15 protein-coding genes are annotated in these 21,298 nt (G+C 64.9%); 4 read left to right on the forward strand and 11 right to left on the reverse strand.

Features of this window, described 5'->3' with window-relative positions; translation table 11 throughout:
- Positions 1–61: 61 nt before the first annotated feature.
- From MKD49_RS05730 to MKD49_RS05755, 6 genes are all read right to left on the reverse strand, one after another.
- Positions 62–2,176 carry a phosphocholine-specific phospholipase C gene (locus tag MKD49_RS05730; RefSeq protein WP_252695722.1) on the reverse strand — a complete coding sequence of 705 codons (2,115 nt, stop codon included), beginning with the start codon at positions 2,174–2,176 and terminating at the stop codon, positions 62–64.
- Positions 2,177–2,362: 186 nt separating this feature from the next.
- Entirely contained in the window at positions 2,363–3,604 is a 1,242-nt protein-coding gene (gene glcF / locus MKD49_RS05735) for a glycolate oxidase subunit GlcF (RefSeq protein ID WP_252695723.1), read from the reverse strand.
- 24 nt (positions 3,605–3,628) lie between these two features.
- Entirely contained in the window at positions 3,629–4,702 is a 1,074-nt protein-coding gene (gene glcE / locus MKD49_RS05740) for a glycolate oxidase subunit GlcE (protein ID WP_252695724.1), read from the reverse strand.
- A 2-nt stretch (positions 4,703–4,704) separates the two neighbouring features.
- Positions 4,705–6,192: an FAD-linked oxidase C-terminal domain-containing protein gene (locus MKD49_RS05745; RefSeq protein ID WP_252695725.1), complete on the reverse strand. Its 1,488-nt coding sequence runs from the start codon at positions 6,190–6,192 to the stop codon at positions 4,705–4,707.
- Between the two features lie 249 nt (positions 6,193–6,441).
- Entirely contained in the window at positions 6,442–7,332 is an 891-nt protein-coding gene (locus MKD49_RS05750) for a LysR substrate-binding domain-containing protein (RefSeq protein ID WP_121043818.1), read from the reverse strand.
- Positions 7,333–7,457: 125 nt separating this feature from the next.
- Positions 7,458–8,873 (reverse strand): FAD-binding oxidoreductase, encoded by a 1,416-nt coding sequence (locus MKD49_RS05755; protein ID WP_088755702.1) that lies wholly within the window; start codon positions 8,871–8,873, stop codon positions 7,458–7,460.
- Between the two features lie 305 nt (positions 8,874–9,178).
- Here MKD49_RS05755 and MKD49_RS05760 point away from each other — a divergent pair, with 305 nt between their 5' ends.
- Complete coding sequence (locus MKD49_RS05760; RefSeq protein WP_121043821.1) at positions 9,179–9,733, forward strand: cob(I)yrinic acid a,c-diamide adenosyltransferase; 555 nt, start codon at positions 9,179–9,181, stop codon at positions 9,731–9,733.
- A gap of 63 nt (positions 9,734–9,796) precedes the next feature.
- Here the strand turns inward: MKD49_RS05760 and MKD49_RS05765 are convergent, their stop codons facing one another.
- The 5 genes from MKD49_RS05765 to MKD49_RS05785 form a co-directional block, all read right to left on the reverse strand.
- Positions 9,797–11,140, reverse strand: coding sequence for a DUF3999 domain-containing protein (locus MKD49_RS05765; protein WP_252695726.1), 1,344 nt, complete (start codon positions 11,138–11,140; stop codon positions 9,797–9,799).
- Positions 11,137–14,436 carry a DUF2339 domain-containing protein gene (locus MKD49_RS05770; RefSeq protein WP_252695727.1) on the reverse strand — a complete coding sequence of 1,100 codons (3,300 nt, stop codon included), beginning with the start codon at positions 14,434–14,436 and terminating at the stop codon, positions 11,137–11,139. Before MKD49_RS05770 ends, MKD49_RS05765 begins: the two co-directional genes overlap by 4 nt.
- Positions 14,437–14,667: 231 nt before the next feature.
- Positions 14,668–16,533, reverse strand: coding sequence for a 1-deoxy-D-xylulose-5-phosphate synthase (gene dxs / locus MKD49_RS05775; protein ID WP_252695728.1), 1,866 nt, complete (start codon positions 16,531–16,533; stop codon positions 14,668–14,670).
- A gap of 78 nt (positions 16,534–16,611) precedes the next feature.
- Entirely contained in the window at positions 16,612–17,559 is a 948-nt protein-coding gene (locus MKD49_RS05780) for a polyprenyl synthetase family protein (protein ID WP_252695729.1), read from the reverse strand.
- Complete coding sequence (locus tag MKD49_RS05785) at positions 17,559–17,843, reverse strand: exodeoxyribonuclease VII small subunit (RefSeq protein WP_051156416.1); 285 nt, start codon at positions 17,841–17,843, stop codon at positions 17,559–17,561. The genes MKD49_RS05780 and MKD49_RS05785 overlap by 1 nt, the downstream gene beginning before the upstream one ends.
- 267 nt (positions 17,844–18,110) lie before the next feature.
- Between MKD49_RS05785 and MKD49_RS05790 the strand changes: the two genes are divergently transcribed.
- The 3 genes from MKD49_RS05790 (at position 18,111) to MKD49_RS05800 (ending at position 21,296) form a co-directional block, all read left to right on the forward strand.
- On the forward strand, positions 18,111–19,232 hold the full coding sequence (locus tag MKD49_RS05790; RefSeq protein ID WP_209582374.1) for an aromatic ring-hydroxylating dioxygenase subunit alpha: 1,122 nt from the start codon (positions 18,111–18,113) through the stop codon (positions 19,230–19,232).
- A 222-nt stretch (positions 19,233–19,454) separates the two neighbouring features.
- Entirely contained in the window at positions 19,455–20,372 is a 918-nt protein-coding gene (locus tag MKD49_RS05795; protein ID WP_034330513.1) for a DMT family transporter, read from the forward strand.
- Between the two features lie 66 nt (positions 20,373–20,438).
- Complete coding sequence (locus tag MKD49_RS05800; RefSeq protein ID WP_252695730.1) at positions 20,439–21,296, forward strand: sulfurtransferase; 858 nt, start codon at positions 20,439–20,441, stop codon at positions 21,294–21,296.
- Positions 21,297–21,298 lie beyond the last annotated feature (2 nt).

Below are 21,298 nucleotides of genomic sequence, written 5' to 3' on the forward strand. Positions count from 1 at the left end.
ACATGCCTGAGGCCAACTTGTCAGCGCTTTGTCAGCCACGAAACACCCGCCTGCAGGGGCTTCAGAGTGCGGTCGTCACCGGTGCCGTGGCGGCCGGATCGCTCATGCTGGGGCGGCCGGTTTCCAGATGGCCCGCCAGCCGGCGCAGCCAGTGCGGCCGGTCCTGCAGTTGCCACTGCAGGTCGTACCAGTGGTGGCTGGCCGCCAGATCCCAGGCGCTGCTGACGCTCTGCCCGGCCGGCACGTGCAGCACGCGCGGGGAGTGGCCGTAGGCCAGATCGGTGACCGTGGCGATCAAGGGTGCCGGGCCGGGATTGAGCAAGCTGACGTTCAGCACGCCGCGGGCCGCATCGTAATGGCTGCGCAGTTCCGGTTCCGGCTGCGACGCGCTCCCGGCCTGCCCTGCGAAACGGCGGAAATAGCCGTTCGGTCCCCACACGCTGAACTGGTAACGGCCTCCGGCAGCAAGCGGCCAACTGTCACCGAGCTGCTTGCCGGCCTCCACGGTATAGCCGCGCGGTGCGCTACCGAGGACATCGTCGTGGACCTGGAAATGCGCGCCCTGCCGGCCGACATTGTCGAAGCGCAGGATGTAACGGCCGCCCTCGCGGCTGCCATGCACGTGCAGCGCATAGGGCAAGGCGCAGGCAGTCCGCACGCCCGCCTCCTGCGGCGCGAAGGACAGCGCGGCGCCGGGTGCGGGCGCGCTGATGGCGACCGGACGTTTGCATTGCAGGTCGGAATCGGCCAGGTAGTGGGTGGTATCGGGCAGGCGCGGTGCCGAGGTATCGCGCCGGCTGAAATCCAGCGTCGATGTGAGGTCGCCGCACACCGCACGCCGCCAGGGAGAAATGTTGGGCTCGATGACGCCGAAGCGGCGCTCGATGAATTGCAGTACGGACGTGTGATCGAACACCTGCGAATTGACCCGCCCGCCGCGCGACCACGGCGAGACCACGAACATCGGCACGCGCGGGCCCAGCCCGTAGGGCAGCTGGTCGGCGGTGAACTTGCCCTGCTGGCTCGCGGCCACCACGGCATGGCGCTCCAGCGCGATGTCCACCGTGCTCTTGCCGGAACCCGGCACCGTCGGGGCCTGCGGCGGGACCACGTGGTCGAAGAAGCCGTCGTTCTCGTCATACATGATGAAGAGCACGGTCTTGCTCCACACCTCGGGATTGGCGGTGAGCGCATCGAGGATGTCGGAGAGATAGCGCGCGCCATACAGCGGCGTGTAATCCGGATGCTCGGAATACACCGCCGGCGGCAGCAGCCACGACACCTGCGGCAGCTTGCCCTGCTCCACATCGGCCCTGAGCTGCGCGACGCTGCGGGTACTCATGCCGCGCGCGTGCAGGGAGGAACCGATGGGCGCATGCACGAAGTTCTCGAACGAAGCCAGCATGTTGGTGCCGTAGTTGCCACTGAACTTGTCGAAGTCAGTGCCCTGCTGGTAGACCTGCCAGGAAATGCCGGCCTGCTCCAGCCGTTCCGGATAGGTGGTCCAGGTGAAGGGCGGCAGCTTGGTGCTGCTGAACTGGTTGTCGATGTAGTCGGTATTGTCCAGCAGCGGCCCGCCGCCGCTGCCCAGCGGATCGATCATGCCGGTCATCAGGTACATGCGGTTGGGATGGGTGTTGCCTGGAATCGAGCAGAAATACTGGTCGCACACGGTGAAGGCATCGGCCAGGGCATAGTGGAAGGGAATGTCCTCGCGCACGTGATAGCCCATGCACAGATTGCCCTTCTGCTGCGCCCATTGATCGGCGCGTCCGCCGTTGATGGCACCCTGGGTGGTGGCCCAGGTGTGCGGCAGGCTGCCGACGCATTGCGCATTCATCGCCGGATCAGTGGTGTCGTAACGGAACGGTGCGATGACGGCGGCGGGATCCTCCTGACGCGGCTGGAACCAGACCGGATGGCCGTTCGGCAGCGTCACCGGAAAGCGGTCGTTGTAGCCGCGCACACCGGACAGATGCCCCAGGTAGTGATCGAAGGACCGGTTCTCCTGCATGAAGACCACGATGTGCTCGACGTCCTCGATGCTGCCCGTGCGCACCCGGGGCGCAATGGCCAGGGCCTTGCTGATCGAGGCCGCCAGCAGCGCGGCGGCGCTGGCGGCACCGGCCACGCTGGCCGACAATCTTAGGAAATCGCGTCGACTGGTTCCGCCCATGATCCTGGTCCTCGTGCGGGCAGCCAGGCGCAACAAGACCTTGCGGGCTTCGCCTGACTACACCGCTGGTATCGGTGAAGGCGAAAGTCTAAGTTTTTGATCTGACAGGACAATGACATCGTGAGACGCATCACGATGTCATCCGGACTATCCTGACTATCCTGACTATCCTGACTATCCGCGTCCTCAGGCCTGTTGCAGGGCGCTGTCCAGCAATTCGATCCAGTGCCGCACCGGCGTGTCGGTCCCGGATTGCAGGTGTGTGACGCACCCGATGTTGCCGGTGACGATCATGTCCGGATCGGTGGCCTGCAGCTTGCTGATCTTGTTGTCGCGCAGGCGATAGGAAAGCTCGGGCTGCAGTACCGAATAGGTGCCGGCCGAACCGCAGCAGAGATGACTGTCCGCACACAGCTGCACATCCACGCCGGCCGCGCGCAGGATGTCCTCGACCTTGCCGCGGATCTTCTGGCCATGCTGCAGGGTGCAGGGCGGGTGATAGGCCACGCGCTTGCCGTTGAAATCCTTGAGCTTGTGCTGCAGCTGCTCTTCGAACTCGGGCAGGATCTCGCTGATGTCGCGCGTCATGCGGGAGATGCGGCGCGCCTTCTCGGCGTAATCCGGATCGTGCTGCAGCAGGTGCCCGTATTCCTTGACGGTGGCCCCGCAGCCGGAGGCATTCATGACGATGGTGTCGGCACGCACGCCGTCACGTCCTTCGATGTAGGGCCACCAGGCGTCGATGTTGCGGCGCATGTCGTCGAGGCCGCCGTCCTGGTCATTGAGGTGATAACGGATGGCCCCGCAGCAGCCGGCCTTGGGCGGCGCGAACAATTGCACGCCGAGGGCATCGAGCACGCGCGCGGTGGCGCTGTTGATGTTGGGGGCCATCGACGGTTGCACGCAACCTTCCAGCAGCAGCATCTGGCGCGCATGCGTGCGCGTCGGCCAGCTTCCCGCATCCTGCGGCAGCGGCACCTTGTTCTGCAACAGCTTGGGCAAGAGCGGGCGCACCATCTGCCCCGCCTTCATGGCCGGACGGAAGATCCACTTGCGCGGCACCAGCTCCTTCAAGACAGTGCGCAAGACACGCTCGCCGAAGGGGCGCTGCACCTGCTCTTCCACCACCTTGCGGCCGATGTCGACCAGGCGCCCGTACTGCACGCCGGAGGGGCAAGTGGATTCGCAGTTGCGGCAGGTCAGACAGCGGTCCAGGTGCGATTGCGTGGCGGCCGTGGCGGGCTTGCCTTCGAGCACCTGCTTGATGAGATAGATGCGGCCGCGCGGGCCATCCAGTTCATCGCCCAGCAGTTGATAGGTGGGACAAGTGGCGGTACAGAAACCGCAATGCACGCAGGAACGCAGGATGCTGTCGGCTTCCTCGCCGGCCTGGGAGTTGCGGATGAAATCAGCCAAATTGGTCTGCATGATGATCGCTTGGAAAAGAGGCGCTTACAGGCTGGCGTACAGGCGGCCGGGATTGAAGATGCCCTGCGGATCGAATTGCTGCTTGAGACGGCGATGGATCGTTTCCACCGCCGGCTGCAAGGGGTGGAAGACACCGATGGCCTTGTCACCGCCACGATGCAGGCTGGCGTGTCCGCCCACGGCCAGTGCGGCGGCGCGGATGGCAACGGCATCCACATTTCCCTCAGGCCGCAGCCAGCGCTGTGCCCCGCCCCACTCGATCAGCTGGCGGCCCGGCAGGTCGATGGGCGGGGCCACCGACGGCACCGACAGACGCCACAGCGGGGCTTGCGGGTCGGCGAAGAAAGGATGGGTCTGCTCGCGCAGGTCGGTCCAGTAATCTTCCGGATTGCTTAATTCGGTGCCACCCATCTTTTTGATTGCTGAATCCACGGCCGCCTGTGCGCCCGACAAACGGATCGTGAGCACATTGTTGACCCAGGCGCTGGCCACCAGCGGCAGGGGTTGCCCTGCGCTCTGGTTGAGCAGGCGCAGCGCACCTTCCTGGTTGATCTCGAAGACGCGGGTACTGCTGGCGATGGGACGCGGCAAGACCTTTAGCGAGACCTGCAGGATCAGTCCCAGCGTGCCCAGCGAACCGGCCAGCAGGCGCGAGATGTCATAGCCGGCGACGTTCTTCATGACCTGTCCGCCGAAGTGCAGTTGCTCGCCCTGTGCATCCATGAGCACGGCACCCAGTACGAAATCGCGCACGGCACCTGCGCTGGCGCGCGAGGGACCGGACAGGCCGGCCGCGACCATGCCGCCGACGGTGGCCGCACCACCGAAACGCGGCGGCTCCCAGGCCAGCATCTGCTTGTGCTGGGCCAGTGCCGCATCGATCTCGGCCAGGGGCGTACCGCAGCGGGCGGTGAGGACCAGCTCGGTCGGTTCATAGTCGATGATGCCGCTGTAGGGGCGTGTGTCGAGCAGGTCGCCGGCGGGCTCCTGTCCGTACCAGTCCTTGGTGCCGCCGCCACGGATCTGCAGGGCGCGGCCGGAGAGGATGCGTTCGCGGAAGGAGGCCAGCACGGCGTCCATGTCTTGTTGTGCTTGCATGGTCAGAATCTCGGCAGATCGGGAAAGCGCAGCTGGCCGCGCTGCACGTGCATCTTGCCGTACTCGGCACAGCGATGCAGGGTGGGAATGGCTTTGTCCGGATTGAGCAGGAAGGCCGGGTCGAAAGCGCGCTTCAACTTGAAGAAGGCCTCGCGCTCGGCGGGTGAAAACTGCACGCACATGGAGTTGATCTTCTCGATGCCCACGCCGTGTTCACCGGTGATGGTGCCGCCCACTTCCACGCACAGCTCCAGGATCTCGGCACCGAACAGTTCGGCGCGGTGGAATTCGTCGGCGATGTTGGCATCGAAGAGGATCAGCGGATGCAGGTTGCCATCGCCCGCATGGAAGACGTTGGCGCAGCGCAGGCCGTATTTCTTTTCCATCTCGGCGATGCCCAAGAGCACCTGCGCCAGCTTCTTGCGCGGGATGGTGCCATCCATGCAGTAATAGTCGGGCGAGATGCGGCCGGCGGCCGGGAAGGCGTTCTTGCGGCCGGACCAGAAGCGCAGGCGCTCGGCTTCCGACTGCGAGCAGGCAATGGCCGTCGCGCCGCTGGCGTTGAGCACGTCGGTCATGCGGCCGATTTCTTCTTCCACCTCTTCCACGGTGCCATCGGATTCGCACAGCAGGATGGCTTCGGCATCGATGTCATAGCCGGCTTTGACGAAGGGCTCGACCATGCGCGAGCTGGTCTTGTCCATCATCTCCAGTCCGGCCGGGATGATGCCGGCGGCGATCACGTTGGCCACTGCATTGCCGCCTTTGACCACATCGTCGAAGGAGGCCATGATCACGCGCGCGGCCTGCGGCTTGGGCACCAGCTTGACGGTCACTTCGGTGACCACGCCCAGCATGCCTTCGGAACCGATGAAGACGGCCAGCAGGTCCAGGCCCGGCGCATCCAATGCACCGCTGCCCAGTTCCACCACCTCGCCTTCAATGGTGACCATGCGCACGCGCAGCACGTTGTGCACCGTCAGGCCGTATTTCAGGCAGTGCACGCCGCCCGAATTCTCGGCCACGTTGCCGCCGATGGAACAGGCGATCTGCGAGGACGGGTCCGGCGCGTAATACAGCCCGTGCGGGGCGGCCGCTTCGGAAATGGCCAGGTTGCGCACGCCGGGCTGGACCACAGCGGTGCGCGAGTACTTGTCCATCTTGAGGATCTGGTTGAACTTGGCGGTGGAGACCACCACGCCATCGGCGATGGGCATGGCCCCGCCCGACAGGCCCGTGCCAGCACCGCGCGGCACGATCTGCACCTGCAGCGCGTGGCAGGCCTTCATGATGGCGATGACCTGCGCCTCGTTCTCGGGCAGCACCACCACCATGGGCAACTGGCGGTAGGCGGCCAGGCCGTCGCATTCGTAGGGGCGGGTGTCTTCCTCGTCGAACAGCACGCAGTGCGCGGGGGCGACCCGGCGCAGGGCATCGACGACTTCGCGCTGGCGGGCCGGCGCGAAGGACGGTTGGGCGGGAGCATTCATGCTGGACCTCGGCGGTAAGCTAGGCAGGCGTGCGGCGCTGGATGTCCCTCTTCTTGCATCCGGTGCTGCGGCTCACGCTGTCTCGTTTGTTGTCAGCCCGCATGGGACGGGCTTTTTCAGTCCGACAAGTGTAACGAATTTTGCCGCCCTGCACGGTGCCGTGTTGCCTGGCGGCCCACTGAAAAGAATTTCCGGCCGCCGTGAATTATTTTCAGGGCGGCCGGACGGGATGGGCGATGCAAAGCCGGGTCAGATGTTGCGGAAGGCGTTCTGCATCCAGCTGATGAAGGTATCGACCTCCGGCCGCTCGCGCACCGCGCGCTCGTAGACCACGTAATACGCATGTGGCGGGGTACGCAGGCGCACATCGAACAATTCCACGATCTCGCCCCGGGCCAGCAGTTCTTCGGCGAAGTGCTGGCGCGTCAGGCCAATCCCGTAGCCGTGGCGCACGGCCTCCAGCAAGAGGCCGAGGTCGTCCACGCGCAGGCCGGACGAGGGTTCCACCCAGTCCTTCAGGCCAGCCGCTTCGAACCAGGGCTGCCAGGGTTCCAGCGCCGAGCGCAGCAGGGTCGCATGCTGCAGGTCGGAGGGCGACTTCATCGGCGGCAGGGTCTTCAGGTAGCCGGGGCTGGCCACGGCGAAGGCCGGTTCCTCGAACAACTTCTCGGTGATGATGTTGGGATAGTTGCCTGCACCGAACCGGATCTCGACATCACTCTCCGAGAGCGACAGGTCATACAGCGGTACCGAGAGGTACAGCTCGACCACGATCTCCGGATGGCGCTGGGTGAAATCGGCGATGCGCGGCATGAGCAGGTGGCGCGCGAAGGTCGGCGGCAGCATCACCTTGATCTTGGGCTGCACGGCCGCATTGCGGTGGGGCATCGGGAAATCGGTCAGCGTGCGCAAGGCGCTGCGCACCACATCGAGATAGCGGCGGCCGAACTCGGACAGGCCGATGGAACGGCCATCGCGATAGAACAGGCGCTCGCCCACGAAGTCTTCCAGCAGGCGGATCCGGTGCGACAGCGCCGACGGGGTGATGCACAGTTCCTCGGCGGCAATCGCAAACGAGTTGTGACGGGCTGCCGCTTCGAAGGCGGACAGGGCGTGAACGGGGGGAAGGCGGGTGGCCATGAATGGTGGATTCCTGCTGCGGTTCAAGCAAAACTGATGAAAACTAACATTGCGTTGCCGAAAAACTAAAAGGCCAAGCGCGTAAAACTAAGTTTTTCTCCCCTGGCCTGCGTGATGCATCGACCTCACTGCTCCCAGCGCAGGATCTTGCCGGGGTTCATGATGTTCTTCGGATCGAGCGCATGCTTGATGGCGCGCATGACGGCAATGGCGCCATCACCGTGTTCCTGGATCAGGAAATCCATCTTGTGCAGGCCCACGCCGTGTTCGCCGGTGCAGGTACCGTCCATGCCGAGGGCACGCGCCACCATGCGGGCGTTGACGCCTTCGGCGCGAGCGATGTCGGCCGGGTCGTTGGGGTCCACCATCATCTGCACGTGGAAGTTGCCATCGCCGACGTGGCCGATGATGGCGTGAATGAGCCCCTGCTCTTCGCAATCGGCCTTGGTGGCCAGCACGCATTCGGCCAGGCGCGAGATCGGCACACAGCAGTCGGTGGAAATCGCGCGCGCACCGGGGCGCAGTTGCAGCAGTGCGAAGTAGGCGTTGTGACGGGCGGTCCAGAGGCGGGTGCGGTCTTCGGGACGGGTGGCCCATTCGAAACCGAGCGCATGGAATTCCTTGGCGATGTCCTGCACCAGCTCGGCTTGCTCCTTGACGCCGTTCTCGCTGCCGTGGAATTCGAACAGCAGCAGCGGATTGACCGGCAGGTTCAGCTTGTCGTGGGCATTGATGGCGCGCACGCCGTTTTCATCGAGCAGTTCCACACGCGCCAGCGGCACGCCCATCTGGATGGTCTGGATGACGGTGTTGACCGCATCGGCCACGCTGGGGAAGGAGCAGATCGCGGCCGAAATGGCTTCCGGCTGCGGATACAGGCGCACGGTCACTTCGGTGATGATGCCGAGGGTGCCTTCGCTGCCCACATAGACGCGGGTCAGGTCGTAGCCGGCCGAGGATTTCTTGGCACGGGTGCCGGTCTTGATGATCTCACCTTGGGCCGTGACCACCGTCAGGGTCAGCGTGTTTTCCTTCATCGTGCCGTAGCGCACGGCATTGGTGCCCGACGCGCGGGTCGAGGCCATCCCGCCCAGCGAGGCATCGGCGCCCGGATCGATGGGGAAGAACAGGCCCGTGTCCTTGATCTCCTGGTTCAGCTGCTTGCGCGTGACGCCGGCCTGGACGGTGGCCGTCAGGTCTTCGGCGTTGACGGCCAGGACCTGGTTCATCTGCGACAGGTCCACCGTCACGCCGCCCTGCAGGGCCAGCACATGGCCTTCCAGCGAGGTGCCGGCGCCGTAGGGGATGATGGGGGTGTCATACTGGCTGCAGAGCTTGACGAAGGCGGCGACTTCCTCGGTGCTGTGGGCGAAGACCACGGCGTCCGGCAGCATGGGATCGTAGGAGGATTCGTCGCGGCCGTGGTGCTCGCGCATGGCCAGGGTGGTGGAACAGCGCTCGCCGAAGAGGGCCTTGAGCTCGTCGAGCAGGGCCTGGGGCACGGGGCGTTTCAGTTTCCGGGCGTCAACTAGGTGGTTCATGCAATGTCTCTCAGGGGTCTGGTGTCTCGGTGTTCTTATGGTGTTGTGCGGGGAAGATGCAGGGCCGGTGAAGCGGCGTCCCCTGCCGCTCCAGTGGACTGACCACTGATCCAATCGATGAATTTTACTCTCTTGCCGACTTTAGTTTGCGCAAATGTCCCCCTCCATGCTGCGTGATCGGACAAATCAAGTGAATTGTTTACGCCTTTTTCCAGCAGACGCGTCACGGCTCGCAGCGCATGGGAAGCGCTTGCCTTGGACGGGCCTTGCGCTTAAGCTCCCCGGCGGATCAACAAGGAGCAATGATGGGCAACCGACTTTCGAAGATCGCCACCCGCACCGGCGATGATGGCAGCACCGGACTGGGCGATGGCAGCCGCGTGGGCAAGGACAACCTGCGCATCCAGGCGCTGGGCGATGTGGATGAGCTCAATTCGCAGCTGGGCCTGCTGTTGTGCGAGACCCTGCCGGCCGCGCTGCGGGAGGAACTGGTGTCGATCCAGCATGACCTCTTCGACCTGGGCGGCGAGCTGTGCATCCCGGGCTATACGGTGCTGGCCGATGCGCACCTGGCACGGCTGGACGCCCTGCTGGAAAAGTACAACGCCACCCTGCCCCCGCTCAAGGAATTCATCCTGCCGGGTGGCTCGCGCACGGCCGCGCTGGCGCACGTATGCCGCACCGTGTGCCGTCGCGCCGAGCGCAGCGTGGTGATGCTGGAGAAGGCCGAGGCCGGCGTGAATGCGCCGGCGCGGCAGTATCTGAATCGCCTCTCCGACCTGTGCTTCGTGCTGGCGCGCGTGCTCAACCGGGAGGCGGGTGGACAGGATGTGCTGTGGGAGAAGGGGCGGGAACGCTGATCGCGTTCTCACTGCGGGCAGTGAAGGCAGCGCTGCAGCAACACCGCCTTCTGCCTGCGACAGCTAGCGGGTGCCGTCCACCGGCTTGCTGCGCGCCAGACGCCAGGCGATGGCACCCAACGCCGCCACGGCAATGATCAAACCCACCCATAGCACGATGTTGCGGGTACTGGCCGAAGCGGCCGCCGCGCTTTCCTGTGCCATCGGCAGCCGTGCTCCCAGCGTGGCGTTGCCCATCTCGGGGGTTGCCCCCATCAGCAATTCCGCTGTCGGCTGCGCCACCGGTGCTAGCGCCGCATCGCCCGCGCCCATCCTGAAGGGCGGAGATCCCCGTGCCACGAAAGTCAGCTGCGCCGGCCGCCAGCCCAGGCTCACTTGCGGCAAGCCGCTGCCCAGACCGCCATTGCGCATGTCCACCAGGATCCGCCAGTTGCGCTCGGGCGTGACCTGGAACTGCAACGGTGCGGAACGCTCCTCGCCTGACTTGCCTTGCAGACGGAATACGCTGCCCGTAGCGACTTCCCGCCAAGGTGCCTGGGCCTCGCTGCGGCTTTGCAGGCTGACCTTGGCGATGGTATTGGGCTGCGGCAGATCGATGCGCACGCTTTCGGCCGGATAGACTCCGCCGCTCTCGAACAGATATTCGCCCGCCAGACTGCCGGTGCGTACCTGCGCGGCAGCCTGCCAGCGCAGAGCATGCGCATCGTTCCCGGGGACCGCTTCCACCACAACGGTCTCGGCGTCGATCGCCGTGATCTCAGGCACGCCATCCGGCCAACTCAGCCGCAGGTAGCGCTGCCGCAATCCGTCCAGTGGCACCCGCTCCTGGCGCAACTGCTTGCCATTCGAGGACGCCTTCAGCAAGTCGGCCTCCGCCACGCTGTGCCATTGCGTCAGATCGGCACTGCTCTCGACCTGGACACGGCCCTGATATTGCGTCCCGCCCAAATGGATACGCAAGCCGCTCACCGACGCTTCCCGCCCCAGATCGACCAGCACCGACTCGTCAGCCCCGCGCGGCGCGGCCGGTGCGCCGACCTCGGCGCGCAAGCTGCCATCGGGCGCAATCGAGACACCCAGGCGAGGCTGGCCACCCGCTCGGTTGGCGGCGGGCACGGCAAACCAGGTCACCGGTGCCGGCACCACGCGTTTGACCGGAGCGGGAACGGTGGCCGCCTCCAGCGAGAACGGCACCCGTTCTCCGGCACCGTTGACGATGCGCACATCGCCCAGATCGCTGCGCTGGCTGGCCGCGTAGATCTCGGACGGTAAGCGCATGCGGTAATACGGGCCGCTGCCGTTGAGATTCACTTCGTACCATTGCACAGCCGCCACCGGCGCGGCTTCCCTGGCGTGGGCGCTGAACGCCAGCAAGCCCGCGCACAAACTCATCAGCATCGATTTCATGGCGTGACCTCCTCGGCGGCAGCGCGCTTGGGCGGCAAGGGCGAGAAATATCCCACCAGCAACAGCAGCACACCGACCCCGATGAACGCGACGATGCGCTCCAGGCCCTGGATGCGCGACAGGTCGAACAGGAACAGCTTGATCACGGTCACTCCCAATAACGCGCCGCCGACGAACCACAGCATGCGCAGGCCGCGACGCGTGGCAATGACCTGCGTGGTGAGGGCACACAAGGCCCAGAACACCGTCAGCGCCGCCTGGGCCAGCGTCGAGTGCGAGATGTCAGCCAGCGTGTAAGGCAGACCGGTCCAGTGATGCAGGGTGCGCAGCAGCATGGCGTTGAGCCAGAGGAAGGCCGTCGCGCCCACCGCGCTCAACAGCGCCGTGCGATACGGCGCGAGCAAACCGGTCAGGCTGGCCAGGCGCGCGAGCCAGAAAGCGATCAGTGCATAGATGGCCAGCAGGACCGCATCCAGCGGATTGAGCAAGGGCAGCCGCATCCAGTCGCCACCGGCCTCGGTAAGGTTGACGTTGATCGTCCACAGCCACAGCACCAGCATCAGCGGCAGCGAGGCCAGCACGCACAGCTTCTGCAGGCGTTCGCTGCGGACCAGCCACAGCGCGGCAAAGGCAAAGACACCCCAGCCCAGCATGAAGACCTGTTGCCAGCGGAACGAGGCCAGCACGGCAGCTACTTCATATTCCACGCCGAAATAGTGATGCAAGGTCCGCAGCAGCAGTGCGTTGAACCACAGGAAGACCGTAGCGAACGCCAGATAATTCACTTCCAGCGGCGGCTGGCTCACCTCCAGCTGGCGCAAACGCCCTATCCATGCGGCCACGGCCAAAAAGCCCAGCAATTGCGCCACATCCAGGGGGTTCAACAGGGGTAGCCAGAACAGCGGCGAGGCATCGCCGTCGCTCAGGGCACTGCCGATGCTCCACACCCACAGCAGCAGCGCCAGCGGTGCCGCGCCCCAGACCTGATAGGACCAGGCCTGCACGGCCACCGGCCAGCGCAGGCGGGTGCCCAGGGTCGAGACTGCCAGCAGGCACAGTCCCACTCCACAGGCCCAGGCGCTCCAGCTCCACGCGCCTTCGGGGACGAACTCACGCAAGCGCCAGTAGCCCTCGAAGGCCAGCAAGGCGCACAGCATCCAGAAACTCAGGAGGTGCTGCAGGGCATAGGGTGGCCAGGGGGAGGTCTGGCCGCGTTCGTGCTCGCCTTCCAGGTGCCACAGGATGGCATAGGTCGAGACCAGTGCCAGCGGCCAGGCCAGCCAGCCCCATCCGGTCAGCGGCGCAGCTTGCGTCATGAACAAGCCCAGGGTCAGCAGACCCAGCACCGGTGCCAAGGCCTGCTCGACGCGCCGGGCCAGCGGCCAGGCCAGCAGGCGGCGCGCGGCGTGGGCCAGCCAGGCGGTGAGGATGGCCCACAGCACCAGCGCAGGCAGGATGAACGGGACCAGCGCCTCCGGTGCCAGCGTGGCGGCGTGCGCCTGGATTTCGCGCAGGCCGGCAGCGGCCCACCAGCACAGGCCCCAGACCGCAGCGGCCATGCCCACTTCGGGCAGCCACGCCTGCCAGCGGCCAGCATCGCTGCGCACCTGCAGCCACCAGCCGATGAACAGGCCCGCCAGCGCAATCATCAGCATGGCCAGGAAGCCGGTATGGACGACGGGCATCAGCACCGCACCAGGCGGCTCGCCCCAAGACGCCAGGAACGCCAGCGCCGCCACAAGCTGCATCAGCAAGCCGGACAGCAGTGCCAGCAGCCGACGCTGGCGCACTGCCATCCACACCAGGGCCGCGCCCTCGATCGCCCAGGCGGCTCCCGTGGTCTGGCCGGAGCAGGCGAAGGGGATGGCCAGCGTCGCGAAGATCACACCCAAGACCAGCATGGCATCGAACAGCAAACCCAGCCGCTGCCGCCAGCGCACCAGTCCGGCTGCGGCCAGCAGATAGAAGGCTGACAAGGCAACCGCACTCCACGCCAGGCCGAAGGGCATGGACTTGACCAGGGCCGCCTGCAGCGCGGTGGCCGCAATGGGCGTGCCGAATACCAGCGAGCCATCCACGTAGTGCCGCACCACGCACTCGCGCCGCAAGGCATACAGGAGCGAGATGCCGACGTACATGAGGAAGAACAGCACCAGGAAGGCTTCGGTACTGGCGAAGTGTTCCGGTGCGTAGGCGGTCGCGCCCCAGATCGAACCGATCACGAAGGTGAAGGAAAATCCCAGCAGGTTGAGCGCGCGCCAGGCCTTGAACCAGGCGATGGCAAAGATGCCGGCATTGAGCAAGGCGTAATAGCTGAAGAGCGCGACATGGCTGCCACCGCCGCTGCTGACCAGCACCGGGGCCAGAAAACCGCCTGCACTGCCCATGAAGGCCAGCACCGCCGCATCCTGCCGAATCGCCAGGAAAGCGCTCAGGGCGCAGATCACCACCATCAGCGGCAGGGCCATGCCCGAAGGAATCAGCGCATACAGTTTGACGGCAGCAAACACCGTCAGATACAGCACCCCTACCCCGCCGCCTTGCAGCACCAGTCCGTACACGGTGCGGCGCTCGCGCAGGTGCCAGCCGGCTCCCAGCAGGACGGCAGCACCGAGGGCAGTACCGGCCAGGCGGAATTCGATCGGCAGCAGGCTGTTGCTGGCGGCGTACTTGAGCAGGAAGGCTACGCCGAAGAACAGCACGATGATCCCCACCCGCACCACCGTGTTGCCGCCCAGCAGCCAGTCCCGCGCGGCATTGAAGGCGCGCTCCAGCAGGTCCGGTGTCGCGGGCGCAGCGGGCCTGGCAGGGAGGGATGGCGGCAATTCAGGCTCGCTCCCTGCAGCGCCAGTCGCCAGCGGAGCGGCTTGTTGTTCGTGCGAGGTCTGTGGTTCTGCCTCAGCCGAGGCAAGCGGGACGGGCGCTGGCGGCAAAGTGGCGGTGACGGGGATGCGGACTTGATCGTGGGAGCGTACTTCTGCAGGGAGCTCCACCTCGACAGGCGGCTCAGGGGGCGCAAGGTAATGCGGTGATTCCTGTCGCAGCCGCTCCACTTCTTCACTGAGCATCGCGACCCGGTCTTCCAGGTGCTTCACGCGGGCGGCCAGGGACGCGGAAGGTGCCGTACCGGTGAATGCGGCGGATGACTCCTCCTGCTGGCTACCCGCAAACAGCACATTGCCGAGCCAGAAGCCCAGCCCCGCCATGATGGCCACCGTAGAACCGATCGACCAATCACTGGCCAAGGCCAGCACAAAGCCCGTCATACCACCGACTATCGCCGTCACCCATCTCATGGGTCTCTCCTCGTTTGAATTCTTGCAGGAAGATTTCAGGAGCGCCCATGCGAAACCGCCGGCCACCCCACAAATTATTTCCAAAAGGAAATTATTTCCAAAAGGAAATTATTTTAATTGATGAGGTCTTGGACCGGCGCGGCCACAGGATGTTCAACGGATGAGAAAACGCGCCGCATCTCCCGGCCAGCGTGGGCCGCCGGGACGATGCGTGGTGCGGGAAGACGGCGCTTAGCCGTTGTTGACGACCAGACGGGGCTGGTCCTTGCCGAAGCGCTGCACGATGGACTGGGCGATGCCATCGGCATCCAGGCCGCACTGCGCCAGCAGTTGCGCAGCGTCGCCATGATCGATGAAGCGGTCCGGCAAGCCCAGGTGCAGCACCGGCTTGTTGATGCCGGCGGCGGCCAATGCCTCGGAGACGGCAGCACCGGCGCCGCCCATGATGCAGCCCTCTTCCACCGTCACCAGCGCATCGTGCGAGGCGGCCAGCTGCTTGACCAGTTCCACGTCCAGCGGCTTGATGAAGCGCATGTTGGCCACCGTGGCGTTGAGCTTGTCGCCCGCGCCCAATGCCGGTGCCAGCAGGCTGCCAAACGCAAGGATGGCCACATCCTTGCCCTGGCGGCGGATTTCACCCTTGCCCAGCGGCAGAGTTTCCAGCGTCTTCTCGACCGCTGCACCGATGCCGGCACCGCGCGGATAGCGCACCGAGGCCGGGCCGGGGTATTGATAAGCGGTCGAGAGCATCTTGCGGCACTCATCCTCATCGGAGGCCGCCATCACTACCATGTTCGGGATACAGCGCAGGAACGCCAGGTCGTAATTGCCGGCGTGGGTCGCGCCATCGGCACCGACCAGACCGGCGCGGTCGAGGGCGAAGGTCACGTCCAGGTTCTGCAGGGCCACGTCGTGGATCAGCTGGTCGTAGGCGCGCTGCAGGAAGGTCGAGTAGATCGCGACCACCGGCTTCATGCCCTCGCAGGCCATGCCGGCGGCGAAGGTGACGGCGTGCTGTTCGGCGATGCCGACGTCGTAGTAACGGTTCGGGAATTTCTTTTCAAAGCCCACCATGCCCGAGCCTTCGCGCATGGCCGGGGTGATGCCGACCAGCTTCTCGTCGGCGGCGGCCATGTCGCACAGCCAGTCGCCGAAGACCTGGGTATAGGTCAGCTTGCCGCCCGCGCTGGGCTTGATGCCTTCGCTGGGGTTGAACTTGCCGGGGCCGTGATAGAGCACAGGATCAGCCTCGGCCAGCTTGTAGCCTTGTCCCTTCTTGGTGACCACGTGCAGGAATTGCGGTCCCTTCAGGTGCTTCAGGTTCTGCAGCGTGGGGACCAGCGAGTCGAGGTCATGGCCATCGATGGGGCCGATGTAGTTGAAGCCGAATTCCTCGAACATGGTGGCCGGGACCACCATGCCCTTGGCATGTTCTTCCAGGCGCTTGGCCAGTTCCAGCACCGGGCCGGGCAGTACCGACTTGCCCACGTCACGCGCCTTGGCGTAGAACTTGCCCGACATCAGGCGCGCCAGGTAGCGGTTGAGCGCTCCCACCGGCGGCGAGATCGACATGTCGTTGTCGTTGAGGATCACCAGCAGATTGATGTCCTCATGCACGCCCGCATTGTTGAGCGCTTCGAAGGCCATGCCGGCGGTCATCGCGCCGTCGCCGATGACCGCGATGGCATGGCGGTCCGAGCCCTGGGTCTTGGCGGCCAGTGCCATGCCGAGCGCAGCCGAGATCGAGGTCGAGGAGTGGGCGGTGCCGAAGGTGTCGTATTCACTTTCGATGCGGCGCGGGAAGCCCGAGATGCCCTCCTGCTGGCGCAGCGAGGCCATGCGCTCGCGGCGGCCGGTGAGGATCTTGTGCGGATAGGTCTGATGGCCCACATCCCAGACGATGCGGTCCTGCGGCGTATTGAAGACGTAATGCAGCGCGATGGTCAGCTCCACCGTGCCCAGGTTGGAGGACAGGTGACCGCCGGTCTTGGAGACCGAGTCCAGCAGGAAACCGCGCAGCTCTTCGGCCAGCGGCTTCAATTGATGGCGGGACAGGCGGCGCAGGTCGGCCGGGTCGTTGATGGTATTGAGGAGCATCTGTTCTTACCGTGTTGGGGTCTGAAGGCCGCGCCTGGCACATGCCGCGCGGTCCGTCTTCATGCCGGGTTACGTCGCTTAAGTCTTTCTCTGCACGATCAGGTCGGCCAGCTCGCGCAGGCGGCGGGCCTTCTCGCCGAAGGGTGCCAACGCCGCGTGGGCATTGCCGCGCAGCTTCTCGGCCAGCGCCTGCGATTCGGCCAGGCCCAGGATCGAGACATAGGTCGGCTTGTTGTCCGCCGCATCCTTGCCGGCCGTCTTGCCCAGCGTGGCCGAGTCGGCCGTGGCATCGAGGATGTCGTCCACCACCTGGAAGGCCAGGCCGATGGCCCGCGCATACTCGTCCAGCGCTGCGCTCTCGTCGGCGCTGAGCGCCTTGCCGCCCAGCGCGCCCAGCAGCACCGCTGCGCGCAGCAGGGCACCGGTTTTCAGGCGATGCATCTGTTCCAGCTCGGCCAGCGACAGGGTCATGCCCACGCTGGCCAGGTCGATGGCCTGGCCGCCGCACATGCCCACCGAACCGGCCGCCTGGGCCAGCAGGTTCACCATGCGCAGCTGACGTGCCGTCACGCCGGCATCGCTCTTGCCCAGCTCGGCCTCCAGCGGGGCCGACAAGGTATCGAAGGCCTGCGCCTGCAACGCATCGCCGACCAGCAGCGCAGTCGCTTCATCGTACTGTACGTGCACCGTGGGCTTGCCACGGCGCAGGGCATCGTCATCCATGCAGGGCATGTCGTCATGCACGAGCGAATACACGTGGATCATCTCCACGGCCGCCGCAGCCCGGTCCAGCAGCGCGCGCGGGGTATCGAAGATGTCCCCGGCAGCATAGACCAGCAACGGACGCACGCGCTTGCCGCCATCCATGGCGGTATAGCGCATGGGTTCGTGCAGGCGCGCCGGCACCACCGAGGTCGCGGGCAGGAATCGGTCCAGCACGTCTTCCATGCCGCCCTGCACCTGGCGCATCCAGTCGGCAAACGTCAGCGGGGCCTGCGCACTGGCGGCCGGCATCTGTGCATTCATCAGTCGTCCCCGCCAGCAGCGTCCGCCGCATTGAACGGCTTGAGCATGTCGCCTTCGAGCAGCTTGACCTGGCTGTCCACCTTGTCGAGCTGGCCGGCGCAGAACTTCACCAGTTCGGAGCCGCGTTTGTAGGCAGCCACCGAGGCTTCCAGCGGCAGTTCGCCGGCTTCCATGCGGGCCACGAGCTGCTCCAGCTCTTCCATCGCTTCCTCGAAAGAAGCAGGCAAGGCGGCGCTCGCCGCAGAGGCGGCAGCAGAGGAAGCAGCGGCAGAGGTTCTAGGCATATCGACCCATTCAAAATTCCAACCCGGTATTTTAGAACAAACCGGCGATGCCCAAGTCAATCGAGGGCGTGGAAATGTCAGCGGATTTCGAGCCGAGCTTGTAAATTCGGCCAATTTACTGGCATTTTGGCCACAAAACCCGGCCCCTTATGGGGGTTTTGTGGCATAATCCTCGGTTCTGTCCAAAATTTCCTCTTCATATTATTTGAACACAGGTTTTTGCGGATTTTCTTCCTTAGGTTGGTGCAAATTAATTTGGGGGCGGAAATGTCCGATCTTGCTACTTTTGCCAAATTGGCGCGTTCAAACGCGCAACTTCCAGTCCACGTCTACTTTGACGAACCGCTCCATCAGCGGGAACTGAAACAACTCTTCCAGCAGGGACCTCGTTACGTCGGCCACGAGCTGATGGTGCCCGAAGCTGGCGACTACTCCACGCTGCCCTGGGAAAACGAAGGCCGCATGCTGGTGCGCAATGCGCAGGGCATTGAACTGCTGTCCAACGTCTGCCGCCACCGCCAGGCCAAGATGCTCGATGGCCGCGGTCACGCCAGCAACATCGTCTGCCCCCTGCATCGCTGGACCTATGATCTGAAGGGCGAATTGATCGGCGCGCCGCATTTCGGCGAGACGCCGTGCATGAACCTGTCCAAGACCCCGCTGCAAAGCTGGAATGGCCTGCTGTTCGAGAACAACGGCGTCAACATCGCCGACAAGCTGAAGAACCTGGGCGTGACGCGCGATCTGGACTTCTCCGGCTACCTGTACGACCACACCGAAGTGCACGAGTGCGACTACAACTGGAAGACCTTCATCGAGGTCTACCTGGAGGATTACCACGTCGAGCCCTTCCATCCTGGCTTGGGCAACTTCGTCAGCTGCTCCGACCTGAAGTGGGAATTCGGCCGCGACTACAGCGTGCAGACCGTTGGCGTGAACCACGGCCTGATCAAGTCCGGCTCGCCGACCTATGCCAAGTGGCAGGAAAAGCTGCTGCAGTTCTCCAACGGCAAGCCGCCCAAGTACGGTGCCATCTGGCTCACGCTTTACCCCAACATCATGGTGGAGTGGTATCCGCACGTGCTGGTCGTGTCCACGCTCTGGCCGACCGGTCCGCAGAAGACCACCAACGTGGTGGAGTTCTACTATCCGGAAGAGATCGCCCTGTTCGAGCGCGAGCTGGTGGAAGCCGAGCGCGCCGCCTACATGGAGACCTGCGTCGAGGATGACGAGATCGCCCTGCGCATGGATGCCGGCCGTCGTATACTGATGGATCGCGGCACCAGCGAAGTCGGTCCCTACCAGTCGCCCATGGAAGATGGCATGCAGCACTTCCACGAGTGGTATCGCCAGCAACTGGACGTGCCGCAAGGAACCAGCACACCATAAACAGGCCAACAGGCCGCGCAGGGGGGAAAGCAGATGCAGGCATCGCGGCAAGCTCACGACGGACGTAGTCTGCGCCGTCATTGTCGCCCGCCCTCCCGCATCCGCCCCTCCCGCTCCAGCTGCAAGACGGCAGCCCCGGTTCACGCCGGGGCTGCCGTTTTATTTGGTGCTCGCCACGCGTGCGCCTTCCCCACTCTCCCCTCACACTACTGAACCGCCGCCATGCAATCGCTCTGGATGCTCGTCGCCTCATTCCTCTTTGCCGTCATGGGCGTGTGCGTCAAGCTCGCCAGCCAGTACTACACGACCTCCGAGATCGTGCTCTGCCGTGGCGTGATCGGCGTGCTCTTCATCCTCTGCCTGATCCGCCTGCGCGGGGGTACGCTGCGCACGCCTTTCCCGCGCGATCACTTCATTCGCGGCGGTGTGGGCGTGGTCTCGCTGTGGATGTGGTTCTATTCCTTCAGCCTGCTGCCGATCGCCACGGCCACCACGCTGAACTACATGTCCTCGATCTGGATTGCGGTGATGCTGTTCGTGGCCGGCTGGTGGCAGGGCCACAAGAAATTCGAATGGGGCCTGGCCGGCACGGTGGCGCTGAGCTTCCTCGGGGTGGCACTGCTGATGCGCCCATCGCTCAATGCCGAGCAGTTGCTGGGCGGTGCCATCTCGCTGGCCTCAGGTGTGCTCTCGGCACTGGTCTACTTGCAAGTACGCAAGCTGGGCCTGCTGGGGGAACCGGAGTACCGCGTGGTGTTCTACTTTTCTGCCACGGGCGTGTTGGCCGGCCTGGTCGGCAGCGTGGTGACGGGACGCGTGCCGCTGTGGCACAGCCACTCCTGGATCGGTGCGCTGCTGGTGCTCATGATAGGCTTGACGGCCACCACGGCGCAGATCGCCATGACGCGCGCCTACCGGCTCGGCAATACCCTGGTGACGGCCAACCTGCAATACACGGGCATCGTCTTTTCCAGCCTCTTCGGCGTGCTGATCTGGGATGATGCGCCGGGCTGGATAGGCTGGCTGGGCATGGCGATCATCCTGGCCAGCGGCATGCTGGCGACTTATCGCAACCAGCGCAAGAGCCAGGCCGTGGCCAAGAACGTACCCAAGGTGGACCCGATCGCCACCGAAGTCTGAATCCAGGAATCCATGAATCCCTGAATCCTGCCCGCTTGCAGGGCTTATGAACAAAAGGAGAGCCGCATGACCTACCAGACCCTCATCAGCGCCAGCGAATTGAAATCGCGTGCGCAGTATCTGAACGTTGTGGTCGTGGACTGCCGTCACGACCTGACCAACCCCGCCTACGGCCGTGAAGCCTATGCCGCCGGCCATCTTCCGCAGGCCCGCTTCGCCCATCTGGATGAACTGCTCTCCGGTCCCAAGACCGATGCCGCCGGCCGCTTCCATGGCCGCCATCCGCTGCCGGACCGCCAGCAGTTCGTGCAGGCGATGCGCGACCTGGGCATCAACAATGACACGCAAGTGGTCGCGTATGACGCTCATGGCGGCATGTATGCCGCGCGCCTGTGGTGGCTGCTGCGCTGGATCGGCCACAGCGACGTGGCCGTGCTCGATGGCGGCATGGCGGCCTGGCAGGCGCTGGGCGAAACGCTGACCAGCGAGACGCCGGCACCGGCTGCGCCGGGCAACATCCAGGATCTGTCCTCGCTGGTCAAGACCGTGGATGCGCAAGCCCTGCTCGACAATCTCAAGAGCCAAACCCTGCAAGTGGTCGACGCGCGCGCACCGGATCGCTTCCGTGGCGAGAACGAAACCATCGATGCAGTGGGCGGGCACATTCCGGGCGCGAAGAACCGCTTCTTCAAGGACAACCTGCAGGCTGATGGCCACTTCAAGAGTGCCACGCAATTGCGCGAGGAATGGCTGTCGGTGGTGGGTGATCCGCAGGCTGCGGTCATGCAATGCGGCTCCGGCGTGACCGCCTGCCACAACCTGCTGGCGCTGGAAGTGGCGGGCTTGCCGGGCGCGCATCTGTATCCGGGTTCCTGGAGCGAATGGAGCTCCGATCCGCAGCGTCCGGTGGCCACCGGCAACTGATC

The organism is Herbaspirillum sp. WGmk3 (assembly GCF_023952535.1).
In the GTDB taxonomy this organism is placed as follows: domain Bacteria; phylum Pseudomonadota; class Gammaproteobacteria; order Burkholderiales; family Burkholderiaceae_D; genus Herbaspirillum; species Herbaspirillum huttiense.